Source organism: Lactococcus sp. S47 (assembly GCF_016517475.1).
Classification (GTDB): Bacteria; Bacillota; Bacilli; order Lactobacillales; family Streptococcaceae; genus Lactococcus; species Lactococcus lactis.
Genome location: NZ_JACVUB010000001.1, coordinates 433,793 through 450,123, shown reverse-complemented (window position 1 = coordinate 450,123; position 16,331 = coordinate 433,793). Strand labels below are relative to the sequence as shown.

16 protein-coding genes, 1 riboswitch and 1 other annotated feature are annotated in these 16,331 nt (G+C 33.9%); all 16 genes read left to right on the top strand.

Annotated features, from left to right (window positions below):
* Positions 1–43 precede the first annotated feature (43 nt).
* The 16 genes from IAE52_RS02105 to IAE52_RS02030 all read left to right on the top strand — a co-directional run bounded on the left by IAE52_RS02105 (position 44) and on the right by IAE52_RS02030 (position 16,328).
* Entirely contained in the window at positions 44–547 is a 504-nt protein-coding gene (locus tag IAE52_RS02105; protein ID WP_021465146.1) for a metallophosphoesterase, read from the top strand.
* A 30-nt stretch (positions 548–577) separates the two neighbouring features.
* Positions 578–1,039 (top strand): cyclic-di-AMP-binding protein CbpB, encoded by a 462-nt coding sequence (gene cbpB / locus IAE52_RS02100; RefSeq protein WP_010905865.1) that lies wholly within the window; start codon positions 578–580, stop codon positions 1,037–1,039.
* Positions 1,017–1,733: a site-specific tyrosine recombinase XerD gene (gene xerD / locus IAE52_RS02095; RefSeq protein WP_010905864.1), complete on the top strand. Its 717-nt coding sequence runs from the start codon at positions 1,017–1,019 to the stop codon at positions 1,731–1,733. The genes cbpB and xerD overlap by 23 nt, the downstream gene beginning before the upstream one ends.
* 29 nt (positions 1,734–1,762) lie before the next feature.
* Positions 1,763–2,491 (top strand): segregation/condensation protein A, encoded by a 729-nt coding sequence (locus IAE52_RS02090; RefSeq protein WP_109990975.1) that lies wholly within the window; start codon positions 1,763–1,765, stop codon positions 2,489–2,491.
* Positions 2,484–3,050 (top strand): SMC-Scp complex subunit ScpB, encoded by a 567-nt coding sequence (gene scpB, locus IAE52_RS02085; protein WP_012897880.1) that lies wholly within the window; start codon positions 2,484–2,486, stop codon positions 3,048–3,050. Before IAE52_RS02090 ends, scpB begins: the two co-directional genes overlap by 8 nt.
* Positions 3,037–3,756 (top strand): pseudouridine synthase, encoded by a 720-nt coding sequence (locus IAE52_RS02080; protein WP_003130202.1) that lies wholly within the window; start codon positions 3,037–3,039, stop codon positions 3,754–3,756. The genes scpB and IAE52_RS02080 overlap by 14 nt, the downstream gene beginning before the upstream one ends.
* A 97-nt stretch (positions 3,757–3,853) precedes the next feature.
* Positions 3,854–3,990: riboswitch (FMN riboswitch) on the top strand.
* 114 nt (positions 3,991–4,104) lie between these two features.
* A complete protein-coding gene (locus IAE52_RS02075) occupies positions 4,105–4,725 on the top strand; it encodes an ECF transporter S component (RefSeq protein WP_003130203.1) in 621 nt (206 codons plus the stop codon).
* Positions 4,726–4,873: 148 nt separating this feature from the next.
* Positions 4,874–6,691 (top strand): ABC transporter ATP-binding protein, encoded by a 1,818-nt coding sequence (locus IAE52_RS02070; protein ID WP_109990974.1) that lies wholly within the window; start codon positions 4,874–4,876, stop codon positions 6,689–6,691.
* The gene (locus IAE52_RS02065) at positions 6,675–8,501 is read left to right on the top strand and encodes an ABC transporter ATP-binding protein (RefSeq protein WP_200136649.1); all 1,827 of its coding nucleotides are present in this window, start codon (positions 6,675–6,677) and stop codon (positions 8,499–8,501) included. Before IAE52_RS02070 ends, IAE52_RS02065 begins: the two co-directional genes overlap by 17 nt.
* A 120-nt stretch (positions 8,502–8,621) precedes the next feature.
* The gene (locus IAE52_RS02060; protein WP_003130207.1) at positions 8,622–9,380 is read left to right on the top strand and encodes a helix-turn-helix transcriptional regulator; all 759 of its coding nucleotides are present in this window, start codon (positions 8,622–8,624) and stop codon (positions 9,378–9,380) included.
* 15 nt (positions 9,381–9,395) lie between these two features.
* Positions 9,396–9,584 carry a hypothetical protein gene (locus tag IAE52_RS02055; RefSeq protein WP_003130209.1) on the top strand — a complete coding sequence of 63 codons (189 nt, stop codon included), beginning with the start codon at positions 9,396–9,398 and terminating at the stop codon, positions 9,582–9,584.
* A gap of 71 nt (positions 9,585–9,655) precedes the next feature.
* Positions 9,656–9,781 (top strand) — a sequence feature (ribosomal protein L10 leader region).
* A 25-nt stretch (positions 9,782–9,806) separates the two neighbouring features.
* On the top strand, positions 9,807–10,322 hold the full coding sequence (rplJ, locus tag IAE52_RS02050) for a 50S ribosomal protein L10 (RefSeq protein ID WP_003130213.1): 516 nt from the start codon (positions 9,807–9,809) through the stop codon (positions 10,320–10,322).
* A 69-nt stretch (positions 10,323–10,391) separates the two neighbouring features.
* The gene (gene rplL, locus IAE52_RS02045; protein WP_003130214.1) at positions 10,392–10,757 is read left to right on the top strand and encodes a 50S ribosomal protein L7/L12; all 366 of its coding nucleotides are present in this window, start codon (positions 10,392–10,394) and stop codon (positions 10,755–10,757) included.
* A 336-nt stretch (positions 10,758–11,093) separates the two neighbouring features.
* Entirely contained in the window at positions 11,094–13,181 is a 2,088-nt protein-coding gene (locus tag IAE52_RS02040) for a type I restriction-modification system subunit M (RefSeq protein ID WP_200136648.1), read from the top strand.
* Positions 13,178–14,494 (top strand): restriction endonuclease subunit S, encoded by a 1,317-nt coding sequence (locus IAE52_RS02035; protein ID WP_200136647.1) that lies wholly within the window; start codon positions 13,178–13,180, stop codon positions 14,492–14,494. Before IAE52_RS02040 ends, IAE52_RS02035 begins: the two co-directional genes overlap by 4 nt.
* Entirely contained in the window at positions 14,484–16,328 is a 1,845-nt protein-coding gene (locus tag IAE52_RS02030; RefSeq protein WP_200136646.1) for a DUF4435 domain-containing protein, read from the top strand. Before IAE52_RS02035 ends, IAE52_RS02030 begins: the two co-directional genes overlap by 11 nt.
* Positions 16,329–16,331: the final 3 nt, after the last annotated feature.

Genomic DNA, 16,331 nt, shown 5'->3' with positions numbered 1-16,331 from the left:
AAATAAATTAACATAAATATAATTATGTAAAAAAGGAATGCTTATGTTTGTAGTAATGTCTGATTCACATTATGACCGCGATGTGGTTGAATCCATAAAATCAAAATATTTGAATGAAGCAACTGCTATCTTTCATTGCGGAGATTCTGAACTTCCTAGTTCTGATGAAATTTGGCAAGGAATAACTGTTGTTGCTGGGAACTGTGATTATGATAGTGGATATCATGATTTTCTTACTCAAGAAGTTGAAGGAAAAAAGGTATTAATTACACATGGTCATCTTTTTTATGTTGGTTTAGGATTAGACCGTTATTCTTATTTTGCTGAGGAAAAGAACGCAGATATCGCACTTTTTGGACATATCCATCAACCAGTAGCACAAAAAATAAATAATATACTTTATGTAAATCCAGGTTCAGTTGCACAACCTAGAGGGAAGTATGATATCAAAATGTATGCTATAATTGAGATTGAAGGAGAAGAGTTCAAAGTTTCTTATCGAAATCTGCAACATGAACCTATCCCGGAACTACAGTTCAGACTCTAAGTCTACAAAGCTCTTTAAGGAGTAATTTGCATGATTGATAAAAAGATTGAGGATTTTATCTTGAATCAAAGTGAAACCTTTATGATTCCTGCCTCAAATGTTGCTGTACTTTATGCTGAGCATAATATTGCTCATGCAAAACTGATGCTTAGTCAGTATAAGTATTCACGAGTTCCAGTTTTAAATGAAAAAAAAGAATATGTTGGTGTTTTGGGTTTAACAGAAATCGTTGAATTTGAAATGGAACAGAATTTCTTTTTTGAAAAATTACATAATACATCAATTTCGGAAATAGTTAATAAAGATGTTCAAACAGTTGGACCATCAGTAACCTTGGAAGAAATGATGCACAAATTAATTAAGGAGCCATTTCTCCCAGTAGTCAAAAGACAGGAATTTATGGGGATTGTTGTTAGGCAAGAAATATTAAAGGCCTTTAGTGCCTTTGCTCACGACTTTACAAAATATTATGAAATTACCAAACGAGATTGACGAGTATTTAGCAAGCAGAAATTTTTCAGAGAATACTCGTTCAAATTACCATTATGATTTAGTTTCTTTGCAGGCTTTCTTTGAAGATAAGTCACTCACAACAGAAAACTTAGAACTTTACAAAATTCAAATTAGTAATCTTTCGCCAGCAGCACAGCGAAGGAAGATTTCGAGTGCAAATCAATATTTGCTTTTCCTGTATCAAAGACAAAAAGTTGACCAGTACTTTAAAATTAAACAAGTCGTTCAAAAAAAATCACAGACTGCTCAAAGTTATCATCCAATGATTAAGGAATTTCCTGAGTTCTATGGTCCTTTGACCTGTCCAGGACAATTTTTAGCCTTATTAATTTTAGAATTTGGTTTAAATTTTGCTGAGATACAAAAATTGAAATGGGAAAATTTTAATTGGAACTTTAAATATCTCACGATTGAAAAAGCAGGAATAAAACGAGTTTTACCAATTAGAGAAAAATTTGCCATAAGAGTTAAAGCCATTAATAATGCTGATGAATTATTCGCAAAATCTCGTCAATTTCTTTATACTGAATTGAAAAAATTTACGAACTATTCTTCCAAAGAAATTAGAGAACAGTATATCTTGCATCAGGTTAAAGCAGGGAAGTCAATTTATGAACTGGCAACTCTACTTGGTTTAACAACTATTACAACGCTTGAAAAATATTATAGATAGGAATTTACACTATTTTTATTATGTAAACTATGATTAAAGAAATCAATATAAAAATTAAAAACTTCGAGGGTCCTCTCGACCTTTTATTGCATTTGGTAAGTCAGTATGAAATGGATATTTTTGAAGTTCCATTGGTACCAGTTATTGAGCAATATCTTATCTATATTCAAACCATGAAAGAACTTGAATTGGAAGTAGCTGGAGAGTACATGTTAATGGCAAGTCAACTGATGTTAATTAAATCAAGAAGACTTTTACCGACAGTTACCGAAACTTTTATTGAAGATACAGAACAACTTGAGTATGATTTATTGGCTCAAATTGATGAATATCGGAAATATAAAATGTTGTCACAAGATTTAGATGAACTTCATCAGGAACGTAGTCACTTTTATTCAAAAGCTAAGACAGAAATTATCACTGATGAAACTGTACTTTTGCAGGATAAATCTGCTTTAGATTTATTTCTAGCTTTTACTAAAATTCTTGAGTTGAAAAGACAACATTTTCAAGACGAAAATACAAAAATAGCAGCTGAGAAATTTACAATCGCTGATAAGATTTTAGAGTTAAGTACTAGATTTACAGAACAAAAAATATGTAAATTTTCAGATTTATTTTCTAGCTCTACTAATAAAGATGAACTCGTCACCACTTTTATGGCTCTTTTAGAATTAATCAAAAATCAACAGATTTCTTTTTCTCAAAGAGAGCTTTTCGGAGAAATTATTTTAGAAAGAAAAGAAACTAGTGAATAAGACAGCAAGTTGTGAACTCTTACTTTTTGTATCTGGCGAAGCTGGTTTAACTTTGGCAGAATTGTCAGCATTGACAGAAATGTCTAAACAAGCTTGTCAGCAACAAATTGATTACTTAAAAGAAAAATATCATTCTGATGAAGAATCTGCTTTAACGATTATTGAAACTGCAGGTAAATATCGTATGGCTACAAAAGAAGAGTTTGCAGAAATTCTTAAAAACTATGCCAAAACTCCTCTTAATCAATCCTTGTCAAAATCAGCTCTTGAAGTTTTATCAATTATTGCTTATAAGCAACCTTTAACTCGACTCGAAATCGATCAGCTCCGCGGAGTGAATTCCTCAGGTGTTCTCTCAACACTTCGTGCTTTTGATTTGGTTGAAAAGGTCGGGCAAGTTGAAGCACCAGGACGTCCAAGTCTTTATGCAACAACTGAATTTTTCTTAGACTATATTGGGATTAATCATTTAGATGAATTACCTGAAATAGATGAGTCAAGATTTATCGCAGAAGAACAAACCTTATTTAACGAAAGTGAAGAAAATGAGAATCAATAAATATTTGGCCCATGCAGGTGTGGCAAGCAGACGTAAAGCAGAAGAACTAATTTTAGCGGGAAAAGTAACGGTAAATAATGTTCCAATGACAAACTTGGGTTATCAAGTTTCAACTGGAGATATCGTTGAAGTTAATGGAGTAGCAGTTTATAACGAAGAACCCGTTTATTATCTTCTAAATAAACCAAGAGGCTATATTTCTTCAGTTAGCGATGACAAAGGACGTCAAACGGTAATGGATTTAATGCCTCAAGTTAAAGAACGGATTTACCCTGTGGGACGTTTGGACTGGGACACAAGCGGTTTGCTTTTGCTTACAAACGACGGTGAGTTTACGAATATGATGACTCACCCACGTCATGGCGTTGATAAGGTCTATGTTGCTAAGGTAGAAGGTCAAGCGAACAAAGAAAACTTGCGTCCTTTAACTTTAGGTATGACTATTGAAGGTAAAAAAGTTAGTCCCGCCCGTTATGAGATTATCAAACAAGAGAAAACAAAAAATCATTCGATTGTTAGTTTAACTATCCATGAAGGACAAAATCATCAAGTTAAAAAAATGTTTGCGGCTGCAGGACTTCCAGTACAAAAATTGAGTCGTATTCAATATGGAACTCTTACATTGGATGGACTTCCAACAGGACAATTTCGTCGTTTGAGTAAAAAAGAAGTTTCTCAATTGATTAATGCAGCCCAAGGAAATTAAGTGATTATTATAAAAGACAATTCTGATAAAGAGTTGTTTTTTTATTTCTTAAGCAAATCTTATTCTTGATAAGCAAACTATTTTTGTGCTATAATAAAAATATCTTCAGGGCACCGTGTAATTCGGGACCGGCGGTAAATAGGGCTTTGACCTTATGACTCCGCGATTCGCTACGGCGATTGAAGCAGTGAGAATCTGCTAGCGACAGTAAAGTCTGGATGGAAGAAGATGAACAATTTTTGTAGTGTAATCAACTTCGGTTGGATTACTGTTTTTAGCCAAACCAAAAATGTCTATCAACTTCCTCGAAATTTGAAGAATTATTTTCTCATATTTGGAGGTTTTTTTATGTCTAAAACACGTCGGATGGTATTAATTGCCATGCTTGCTGCATTATCAACAATCTTATTATTGCCGATTTTGCAGTTTCCGCTATTGCCTGGAATTGATTTTATGAAAGTTGAACTCTCAATCATTCCAGTACTTATTGGAGTCTTTACTTTGGGATTGGGTGATGGATTTATTATCCTCTTTATTCGCTCTATCTTATGGTATCTCCTATTTAATCAAGGGCCATCAACTTGGATTGGTGTGCCGATGAACTTCATTGCTTTGGGAATCTTCATGGCAATTGTTTGGTTCTTTACAAAGAAAAAATTCTCAATCAAAAACTATACAGTTGGTGTTGTTTTAGCAGCCATCGCATCAGTTCTTGTGATGATGGTATTGAATGTTTTCTACGCACTCCCTCTCTATCGTTTAGCTGCTGGCTTCGATGTTGATAAGATTTTTGTTGGAGCAACTCATCTTTTTAATATGGGTTCTCTATCAGTTACTTTGAATCCAACTTATCTTTTAACAGTAGTTTTACCTTTTAATGCTTTGCAGTACATCATCTTTGCTCTGGTATTTGGTTTGATTGTTGCAGTGTTCAAGAAAAACAAAGTCGTAAAATTTTATAATGCTTAATAAAAAAAGAAATTTCATTGATTTGAAGTTTCTTTTTTTATTTAAATAGTAAATAAGTGGGAATCTCACTTCATATAGTCTGTTTTAAACGCTTTCTTTATGGTATACTAATATTTAGAATATTATAAAATAAAATGGAATAGACTGTATGAAAATTTTTAAAGATTTATGGTGGTTTTTTAAGGCAGAGAGAAAAGGTTATGGCGTTGGTCTATTAGCCCTTTTTATTGTTTCTTTAACTCACTTGATCCCGCCTTTAATTATCGGAAAAATTATTGACCATATTGTTAAGCGTAACCTGACTTTACCCTTAATTTTGAGTTTTTCTGGTATTTTATTGATCACTGCACTCGTTGAATATGGCTTTCGTTTTCTTTGGTCTACAAATATTTGGGGTGAAGCCTTTAAACTGGAAAAAATAATCCGTAGTCGGCTTTTTAGGCATTTTTTAAGAATGGATACCCTTTTTTATCAGAGAAATCGGACTGGCGATTTGATGGCTCATGCGACAAATGACCTACAAGCGATACAGAGTGTTGCTGGACTTGGTGTTTTGACTTGGGCAGATTCTTTAATGACGGGCGGGATGACAATCATTGCTATGCTCTTATTTATCGACTGGCGTTTGACAATTATTGCTGTCCTTCCTTTGCCTTTACTCGCGCTAGTATCTAAAGTTTTAGGGGATAAAATTCATGTAAGTTTTGAACATACCCAAGAAACCTTCTCTGAAATGAATGATAAAGTCCAAGAATCGATTACAGGAATGAAAGCAATCAAATCTTTTGGTGAAGAAGAACAAGATATGGCTGATTTCCAAGTTAAGTTAGATAATATTGATAAAGCCTTTATTAGGGTCAATTGGATTGACTCAATGTACGATCCTTTAATCACTTTAATTGTTGGTTTATCTTATACTTTAACCATTCTTTTAGGGGGCTACTATGTTGTTCACCACGTTTTAACGATTGGTCAGTTAGTTGCTTTTATGACTTATATCGGAAATTTGGTCTGGCCGATGTTTGCTATTGGTGTTCTTTTTAATGTTATTGAACGTGGAAGAGCTTCATACAGTCGAGTAGAAAAATTATTAGCTCAAAAAGCGGAATCAAAAATTTCTGAAGGTACTTTGAAAATGCCAAAAGAAGGTCAACTCCTTTTTGATATTGAAAGTTTTACTTATCCAAATGAGAATGAAGGGCGCAATCTGGAGAAAGTTCAATTTGATTTAAAAGAAGGTCATGTTTTAGGTTTGGTCGGACGAACAGGTGCAGGAAAATCAACGATTATTAAACTTTTAATGAGAGAGTTTGACCATTACAAAGGACATATTACTTTTGCTGACCATGATATTATGGATTATCAATTAGATGAATATTTGCCAGCGATTGGTTATGTTCCGCAAGAACATTTTCTATTTTCGATGTCTGTCAGAGATAATATTCGCTTTGCTAAGATGTCAGCGAGTCAAGAAGAAGTTGAAATTGCAGCTAAAGCAGCTGGAATTCATGATGATATTATTGCTTTTCCTGAAGGTTATGATACTTTGGTTGGCGAGCGTGGCGTTTCACTTTCTGGTGGACAAAAGCAAAGGTTATCTATTGCGAGGGCGCTACTTATTCAGCCTAAATTATTGATTTTAGATGATGCGCTGTCAGCTGTTGATGCCAAGACTGAACAGTTAATTTTGTCAAATTTGAAGGCCTTACGTCATGAAAGTTCAACGTTAGTTGTCAGTCACAGGTTGTCATCAGTAATGGAAGCTAATGAAATTCTCGTACTAGATGAAGGAAAAGTGATTGAGCGTGGTTTGCATGAAGATTTGATTAAATCTGGAGGTTGGTATGCTCAAATGTGGCAAATGCAACAGATTGAAAGTCATTTGACAGCGAATGATGAAGATGAGAATTTACTGACAGGTTCGTCAGTAAATCGGGAAGGAGAAGAAAATGGAGAAATCTACTGACAAAATGTCTGTCAGAGAAAGTTGGCAAGTTTTTAAATTTATTTTCAAATTCCTATTACTTTTCAAAAAGTATTTCGTTTGGGCTTTTGTTTTTAGTGTAATTACAACTGCTCTTGCTTCAATTATGCCTTTTGTTCTGTCCGTTTTTATGGATTCTTATTTGACACCTATGAAAGCGACTGACCAGATTATTTTCTATTTTGCAGGTCTTTATTTGATTTTAGCAATAATCAATTCAATTGCTTTCTTTTTCAAATGGAATTATCTGCAAAATGGTTCGATTTTTGTTAATCAATACATTCGTAAGAAAGTTTATCGAAAAATTCATCAGCTAGGCATGCGATATTTTGACCAAAAACCGACGGGGTGGTTAATCACCAGAATCACAAATGACACCGATTTATTTGATTTCTGGCAGACTTTGTTTAATGCATTAACAAGTTTGCTTTCTATTATCATTGCCTTCATTGCTTTGTTTATTATTGACCACCAAATTGCGCTTGTGATGTTGTTGATTCTTCCCCTATTGATTTTGGCAGTATTGATTTATCAAAAAGTGAGTACAAAAGTTTATCAAGCCATGCTTGCTAAGCGTTCAGAATTGAATACGAAATTAAATGAATACATTTCTGGGATGAGAATTATTCAACAATTTCGTCAAGAGAGCAGACTAGGAAATGAATTTGAAAAAACAAATGATGAATATTATGGTTATCGAAAACGAGTGATTCAGATTAATGGGATTTTGTTGAGCCCTTTGGTTAATTTTTTGATGGCCATCTCAATTGTTGTTGTCTTGTTGATGTATTCTAATCGAAGTCTACATGCAGTGGTTGAGGCTGGTTTAATTTATGCTTTCATCAGTAATGTACAAATTTACTTTAATCCTATTTCAGGATTGATGGATTCTTTATCAAACTTTTCAAATGGATTGGTAGCCTCTAGTCGTATCAAGACAATCATGGAAGAAAAAGAATTTGCGCCACAACAAGGAATTTCAACTTCTGTCAGTAAAAATGTTGATGAAAAATTTACTGACAGAAAATCTGTCAGCAATTCTCCAATCATTCAAGAAGGAAAAATTGAATTTCGCAATGTCAGTTTTTCATATGACGGAGAACATCAAGTTTTGAAAAATATCTCATTCATTGTGAATCCTGGAGAAACGCTTGCTTTTGTAGGTCATACAGGTTCAGGAAAATCGAGTATTATTAATGTTTTCATGCGCTTCTATGAATTCACAGAAGGTCAAGTTTTGATTGATGATCAGGACATTAGAAGTTATTCAAAAGAAGAACTTCGGAAAAAAATTGGTTTAGTATTGCAAGATTCCTTTATGTTTGTTGCGTCAGTTACTGACAATATCAAAATGATGAATCCACAGATTACTGACCAAGCAGCCAAAGAAGCGGCTCGATTTGTTCAAGCTGACAAATTCATCAAGGATTTGGAAAATGGTTACGAAACCAAAGTAATTGAAGGTGGAGCTGCCTTCTCGGCCGGTGAACGTCAATTAATTAACTTTGCTCGAACGATTGTGCGTAATCCGAAAATTCTCTTATTAGATGAAGCAACAGCCAATATTGATACTGAAACTGAAGCGCTTATTCAAGAAGGTCTGACAAATATGCGACAAAATCGAACGACAATGGCAATTGCTCACCGTTTATCAACGATTAAAGATGCTGACCAAATTTTAGTCTTGAACAAGGGAGAAATTATTGAGCGAGGAAATCATGACCAACTTTTAGAGCTTAATGGTTATTATGCAGACATGTATCGAATTCAAACTTTACAAAAAGAACTATGAAAAACCACTGATAGCAGCGGTTTTTCATTTATCAGTTTTTCTGATAAAAAATGTTGACAAAAAATAAAATAAGCGATATAATATAAGAAAGATTGATAAAGAATCGGGAAGGGAGAGTTTATGAATTTTGGTCAGAACTTAAAAAAATTAAGAAAAAATGCAAAATTGACACAGAGTCAATTAGCAGAAAAGCTAGGAATGAAGCAAAATGCTTATGTACTTTGGGAACAAAAATCAACCAACCCAACGTTAGAAATACTAGAAAAACTAGCAGATATCTATGATTTACCTATTCAAGAATTAATCAAAGAAACTGATAATAATGCAGAAAAACAATTAATCGATAATTATCGTTCACTGACAGGAGAACAACAAGAATCAGTTATTAATTTTACGGATTTTCTCATTGAACAAAATAAAACAGAGATTATTAATTTGAAAACCTACAGACGTTCTTCTTTAGATTATGCCATTGTTGAAGATGAAGAATTATCGGCAGGTTTTGGTCAATCTCAAAGCAATACAGGTGGCCACTACAAAGCTTACACATCTGAAACTCTTGGTCGATATGATGGTGCAGCCAGAGTAAAAGGGGAATCGATGGAACCTGAATTCCCTAATTTTTCTATTGCAACATTCTTACACACTGGTTTTGGTCGGAGTGGGGATATTTACGCCATTGCTGAAGGAGATTTGGGCGAAGAACGTTTGTATATCAAACAAGTATTCGAAGAAGAAGATGGACAATTTAGAATTCATTCACTCAATCCAGATCCACAATACAAGGATTTTTATCTAGGACAGGAAGATAATTTCCGAATTATTGGACCAGTAGTTGATAATTTTGAAGAAATTGAAGAATCACAGATTATAGATTAAAATGAGGGCTTAAAAATGAATTGGATAAGAGAAATTTTACCAATACTGGGAATTGGGTCGATTTTTGCAATTGCTTATGAATTAGTTTTATGGCTTTCACAGAAATTGATAGAAAATGATAGCAAAGAGAAAATAAAAAAGGAAAAAAAGATTGTTAACGTCAAATTTTTTCATCTTTCAAAAAACCAAAAGAACATTGCATGAACTAAAATAAAAAAGAAAAAAGAATAAGTTTTAGTCTTGCAATTTCAGAAAAACTTTGATATACTTATTTACGGTTCTAAAAGAACTGACCGAAGACAGTAGGGGACGAAAGTCATAAACTTCCTACCGAGGACAAATATCAAAATGATAATTGAACTCTCTATGTCTTTTGTGTGTAGAGATTTTTTATTTCTACAACCAAAATAAAATGGAGGTAAAAAAATGAGCGATTACAAAGTAAATGAAGCAACAATTGCTAAGAAAGCAGAATTGGTTGATGTTTACGCACAAAAAATGACTGAAGCAGCATCTATCGTTGTTGCAGATTCACGTGGTTTGTCAGTTGATCAAGATACTCAACTTCGTAAACAACTTCGTGAAGCAGGCGTTGAATTCAAAGTCGTTAAAAACTCAGTTTTGCGTCGTGCAGCTGAAAAAGCTGGTCTTGAAGGTTTGTCAGAAGCATTCTCTGGCCCATCAGCAGTAGCATTTTCTAACGAAGATGTTGTAGCACCAGCAAAAGTTTTGGCTGACTTTGCAAAAGATGCTGAAAATCTTGAAATCAAAGCTGGTGTTATCGAAGGTAAAGTTTCTTCTAAAGAAGAAATCCAAGCTATTGCGTCTCTTCCAAGCCGCGATGGACTTCTTTCTATGCTTCTTTCAGTGCTTCAAGCACCTGTCCGCAACGTGGCTCTTGCAGTCAAAGCTGTTGCAGAAAAAGAAGAATCAGCTGCTTAATTATAAGCAACATTACTTATATCGGCGGATTTACGCAACAAACTAAAAAATTAATAGGAGAATATTAAAATGGCATTGAACATTGAAAACATCGTTGCTGAACTTGAAAACGCAACAATCCTTGAACTTTCTGAACTTGTAAAAGCAATCGAAGAAAAATTTGACGTAACAGCAGCAGCTCCAGTTGCAGCAGCAGCAGGTGCTGGTGATGCAGCAGCAGCTAAAGATTCATTCGACGTTGAATTGACATCAGCTGGCGACAAAAAAGTTGCAGTAATCAAAGAAGTACGTGGAATCACTGGTCTTGGACTTAAAGAAGCTAAAGAACTCGTTGATGGTGCACCAACAATGATCAAAGAAGGTCTTTCTGAATCAGAAGCTAACGAAGTTAAAGAAAAACTTGAAGCAGCTGGTGCTTCAATCACACTTAAATAAGAAATTCATTCTTGTTTAAAAGCGAAAGCCCGATATACCTGACTTTGATTGCCTTTAGCGATTTTAAAAATTAGGAAAAATCATTTGGTTTTCTGCCAAAAATTCTGCCAATATTGTGTTGGCAGAATCTTTTGTTTAAAAAATATTTTGTGAAAAACACCTTGAAGTATATATTTTATTTCAAGGTGTTTTTATTTTTTTTTACCATCAATATCTCCAATATAGATAGCACTTAAATTCTGCTATTTTGGTATAATAGAATTAGCTAAAAATCAAGAAAGGGTACCCTTTCCTTGTCGTTCCAACAAGGAATACTAAAGGATTGGGTTAAAAATTATGAAAGAAAAATTCAATCCGATTTTCCAAGAAAATAATGTCAATATCTCAAAAGAAGTAAATTTAGTATGGTCAATCGCAAATACTCTTCGTGGAGCGTATCGAGCAGATAAATACCGTGACGTTATCATTCCTATGTTTGTGATCACACGCTTAGAAGCAGCATTAGTAGATACTAAAGACAAAATTGTTGAGGCCTATAAAAAGAATGCTAATACCCCACCAATGATATTAGAGAGTATGTCTGGATATAAGTACTATAATATCAGCGAATTTACACTGAAAAACTTACTAGATGAGCCTGATAATATCAAAACGAATTTTGAAGAATATCTCGCAGGCTATTCTGAGCGTGTACAAGATATTTTGCGCAGCTTAAAGTTTTATCAAGAGATTGAAAATTTAGCAAAGTCTGGTCGCTTATACGGAGTAATTAAAAAATTCTCTGAGTTAGATTTGTCCCCAAGTGCTGTAGATTCTATTAAAATGGGTTATATGTTTGAGGATATTATTCGTAGATTCTCTGAAAATGAGGAAGCAGGATCTCACTACACCCCAAGAGAAGTCATCGGTCTTATGATTAATCTATTATTAGCAGGAGCAGATAAGGAACTATTCCAAGATAACAAAGAAATAAAGATTTTAGACATGGCAGCAGGGACAGGTGGGATGCTGGCGACAGCTAAGAGTTATATCAATCAAATGAACGAAAAAGTAAATATCCGTTTGTTTGGTCAAGAACTTTTGCCAGAGACTTATGGTATCGGTAAATCAGACATGCTCATTCGTCAAGATAACTCTGATAATTTCGTAAATGCTGATACGTTGAAAGAAGCGGATCCTTTTTATGATACGGAAATGACTTTTGTAGTTGCAAATCCTCCTTTTGGGCAAAGCTGGGGTGGTAAAGATGCAGATGATGGTGTCGAAGATGCTGTTAAAGCAGACCATGCAAAATTTGTGTCAACTGGTGGAAGAGAAGGGCGATTTATCAACACACCAGTAAGCGGGGATGCGCAATGGCTTTTCCATCTCCATGCACTGAAAAAACTAAATGAAAATGGACGTGCTGCAGTTATTTCAAATGGATCACCTCTTTTTTCTGGTGGGACAACATCAGGAGAGAGTCAGATTCGTCGATATATATTGGAGAACGACTTACTTGAAACGATTGTAGCGTTACCAGGGCAATTCTTCTATAATACTAGTATTTCAATCTACATTTGGTTATACAATAAAAACAAACCGATCGAACGTCTAAATAAAGTCCAGTTTATTGATGCGACAGATGAGTTTGTTCCTTTGAGAAAATCACTCGGTCAAAAACGTCGAGAACTTTCACATAAAAATATCGAAAACATTATCGAGTGGTATCAGAGCGATACTGAAATCAAGACCATGAAAATCTTTGATATCAAAGAATTCCTATACAAAGAATATACAGTCATGCAGCCTTTGCAGCGCAGAGGGGTTATCTCTGATGAAACCATCGAAAATGTAAAAGGGACACAATTTTTCACAAAGCTTTATGATGAAGTAAAATATCAAGAGCTTTTAGAAGTTGAGCCTCGTACAGCTAAACAAGAAAAAGAGTTCCAAAAATTAAGTAAAGGCGAAGAAAAGCAAGAGAAAATCTTGTCTGCTTTGATGAGTGCAAAATCAGATGAAACTTATCCTAATTTTGAAAAATTTTCTAAGTTAATCAAAGATGCACTCAAAGATATTAAGTTAACTTCATCAAATATCAATGCCCTTGCTCTTGCCATGAGTAAGATGGATAAAACAGCTGAGATTATCAAGACTAAAAAAGTAGATAAAGTAGGTGAGGTTGCTAATGGTATTGTCTATGATAAGACGACTAAAGATACCGAAATCATCAAGCTTTCAGAAAATGTAGAGGAGTATTTCGCACGCGAAGTCTTCCCACATGTGCCTGATGCGTATTATTGGAATGAGGACAAAGTCGGTGCTGAGATTCCATTTACACGCTACTTTTATGAGTATCAAGCACCAGAGCCAGCAGAACAGTTGTTAGAAGAATTCAAAGCATTAGAAGCTCAATTGCAAAGCTTGCTGGAGGAATTATGAGTAAACAAATGAAAGATTCTGGTGTGAGCTGGATTGGTGAGATACCTGAAGATTGGAAAATAACAAAGATAAAGTACACAACAAAACTTAATGGGAGAATTGGTTGGCAAGGATTAACTTCTGATGAATATCAAGAAACGGGTCCTTATCTGATCACTGGTACAGATTTTGAAAAAGGAAAAATAAATTTTAAAACAGCAGTTCATATTGAAGAATCTCGCTGGAAAGAAGCAACTCAAATTCAAGTAAAAAATGGTGATTTATTAATTACTAAGGATGGTACGGTTGGGAAAGTTGCTATTATTTCTGGACTTGATGACAAAGCATCATTGAATAGTGGTGTTTTACGAATTCAACCAATTCCTATGATTGATACTAAATTTCTATATTATATTCTTATCTCAGAAGAATTTTGGTTATGGTTTAATTTCACGAATTCTGGTGCAAGTACTATCTTACATTTGTACCAAAATGTATTTGATAATTTTTCTTATGTCATTCCGTCAGCACTGATGGAACAAAAAGCGATTGCTGATTATCTTGATAAGCAGACAGCTAAGTTTGACCAAGCAGCGCGCTTGCTGACAGACGAGATTTCAACGCTCCGTGCCTACAAAAAATCTCTGATTTATGAAACAGTCACTAAAGGACTGGATAAAACTGCTTCGCTCAAAGATTCAGGCGTGGACTGGATTGGAGAGATACCTGTGGGGTGGGAAGTAAAGCCTATTAAATATATTTTTGAAATTATAGGAAGTGGTAGCACACCGAAATCTGATAGAGAAGATTTTTATGATGGTGAGTTTCCTTGGATTCAGTCAGGGGATTTATATCAAACTGACAAAGTCGTCAAGACATCAAAAACACTGACAGAAATCGGTCAAAAAAGTTCGTCAGCACTGACAATCTATAAAGCGCCATTTTTAGCAATTGCAATGTATGGTGCTTCAATCGGAAATCTTGCAATAAGTAAAATTGATGCTTCTGTCAATCAAGCTGTAGCTGTTTTGAAAGATGATGAAGTGAAAGTCAGATTTGGGAAATACGCTTTGACGGCATCTAAATCAGAAATAATCAATGAGGGTTTGGGTGGTACACAGCCAAATATTAGTCAAGTCTTATTAAAAGGCTGGCATTTGCCCCAACCAAATTTGACAGAACAAAAAGCAATCGCCGATTATCTCGATGAAAAAACAAACAAAATTAACGAAATCATCAAAATCAAAGAACAGCAACTGACAAACCTGTCAGAACAGCGAAAAGCTTTCATTTATGGAGTTGTTACTGGAAAGAGGGGACATTTTGATAAATAAAGAAGAATTTCTTTCAAAGTTGAACATAACTCAACAAAAAGTTCATGAATTAGATGATTTTGATTTTAATAATATAGTAAATCGTCAGGATTTAGAAAAAATCTATAAAGAGAAAATGCATAGGTTTGAGGAAATTTGTCCTAAACTCAATGAACTCATTGAGAAAAAGAGCGATTTTTCTGCTCAATTAGAGAGTGTTTTTAGCAATTCCATTGTTTTTAATGCACCAATTCTTTTTAGTAAATACTCGCTAATGAATGCAAATGGAGAATTTCAAGCTGACTTTCAAGGTTTGATTTCGATAGTTGAAGAATTAACTAGAATTTATTATTTAACTTTAGTAGATAGCAAACTTAATTCTGTAATTGTTGGAGCTAATGGTAGTGGGAAAACATCATTTGCAAATTATTTTAGACAAGGATTGAATCGGAAAATTGCAGTAATCCCAGCTCGTAAAAATTTATTTACATCAAATTCGAGTTCATTCATAACTACTAGCGTGGAAGAGGTTAGAAATCAAGTTCAAACAGAAGATTTGAAACATCGTTCAAATTACGGTAACGATGATAATTTTTCAAAGCTTATAACTGCTCTGGTTAATGAATATGTAGAAGAACTTGTGCATGAACATGAGCAACGAGAGTGGGTAGAAAAAGATATTTTCACCAAATTTACTAGATTGTTTAATTTAGTTATTCCAGATATAACTTTAAATCTTAACGTGAATCTCAGGACCTTTTCCCCAAGTAAAAGAGGATATTCAAATTATAATTTAGATGATTTAAGCGATGGGGAAAAAGTAATTATTTATCACATCATACAAGTACTTTTGGCTGTCGATGAGAGCACAATTATTATTGATGAGCCAGAAATTTATCTCAACTCCTCGATATATAATCGTTTATGGACTCTTCTTGAGCAGGAACGTCCAGATTGTCGGTTCATATATATTGCTCATAGTGTTGATTTTATCGAGAGTAGAACAAATGCCAATTTTATTTGGTGTAAAGGCTTTGATTTTCCAAGTAAATGGGAAATTGAGCTTCTTGGCGATGACTTTTTTTCAATACCCAAAAGTTTACTCATCCAACTTTCGGGCGCTAAAAAAGATATTATTTTCTGTGAAGGAGAAAATCAAAGTAGTATAGACTATATTGTTTATTCCGCTCTATTTCCTGAGCAAACAGTAATTCCTGTTGGAGATTCCCGTGAAGTAATAAAATGGACTAAAAATTATAACTCTCAGGATAAAGTATTTTTGAATCATGCGGTTGGGATAGTTGATCATGATTTGAGAACTGATGAAGAAATAAGTGATCTTGCTAAAAAGAATGTTTTTTCAACTGAATTTTTAGAAATCGAAATGCTGTTATGCGATAAAGAAGTAATGAAATCAGTAATTTTGGTGAATTATCCAAAAGAAATTGAATCTAGAATAGATGCCTTTAAAGAAAAATTTAGAGATAAGTTAAATAAAAGAAGACCAGTAATTGTTTCAAGATATATAAAAAAAGTATTTGAACAGGAAATTCATAATGTAAATTATGACGATAAAATAGATTTTCAAGATAACATTGCAGGAATTGTAAATAATTTAAGTAGTTTGCAAGTAAAACAAGAAGAATTTTCGGAATATCTTGGGAAAATTCTTGAAAATTTTGATTATGAAGCTTGGTTAAAAGTCTGCACTTTACAGCATAAAGAAATTTTAAGTTTAGCTGATTCAACAATTGATAGGGATTATCAGAAAAAGGCTATAAATCATATTGTGATGCACGTGGAACTACAAGAATCTTTGAAGAATAAATATTTTAAAGAGGTTGTATTGCAATGAAGC

Coding starts and splice junctions, on each gene's coding strand:
- IAE52_RS02070 (WP_109990974.1), top strand. CDS start 4,874: ATGAAAATTTTTAAAGATTTATGGTGGTTTTTTAAGGCAGAGAGAAAA.
- rplL (WP_003130214.1), top strand. CDS start 10,392: ATGGCATTGAACATTGAAAACATCGTTGCTGAACTTGAAAACGCAACA.
- IAE52_RS02040 (WP_200136648.1), top strand. CDS start 11,094: ATGAAAGAAAAATTCAATCCGATTTTCCAAGAAAATAATGTCAATATC.
- cbpB (WP_010905865.1), top strand. CDS start 578: ATGATTGATAAAAAGATTGAGGATTTTATCTTGAATCAAAGTGAAACC.
- IAE52_RS02060 (WP_003130207.1), top strand. CDS start 8,622: ATGAATTTTGGTCAGAACTTAAAAAAATTAAGAAAAAATGCAAAATTG.
- IAE52_RS02105 (WP_021465146.1), top strand. CDS start 44: ATGTTTGTAGTAATGTCTGATTCACATTATGACCGCGATGTGGTTGAA.
- xerD (WP_010905864.1), top strand. CDS start 1,017: ATGAAATTACCAAACGAGATTGACGAGTATTTAGCAAGCAGAAATTTT.
- IAE52_RS02090 (WP_109990975.1), top strand. CDS start 1,763: ATGATTAAAGAAATCAATATAAAAATTAAAAACTTCGAGGGTCCTCTC.
- IAE52_RS02080 (WP_003130202.1), top strand. CDS start 3,037: ATGAGAATCAATAAATATTTGGCCCATGCAGGTGTGGCAAGCAGACGT.
- IAE52_RS02055 (WP_003130209.1), top strand. CDS start 9,396: ATGAATTGGATAAGAGAAATTTTACCAATACTGGGAATTGGGTCGATT.
- IAE52_RS02075 (WP_003130203.1), top strand. CDS start 4,105: ATGTCTAAAACACGTCGGATGGTATTAATTGCCATGCTTGCTGCATTA.
- rplJ (WP_003130213.1), top strand. CDS start 9,807: ATGAGCGATTACAAAGTAAATGAAGCAACAATTGCTAAGAAAGCAGAA.
- IAE52_RS02065 (WP_200136649.1), top strand. CDS start 6,675: ATGGAGAAATCTACTGACAAAATGTCTGTCAGAGAAAGTTGGCAAGTT.
- IAE52_RS02035 (WP_200136647.1), top strand. CDS start 13,178: ATGAGTAAACAAATGAAAGATTCTGGTGTGAGCTGGATTGGTGAGATA.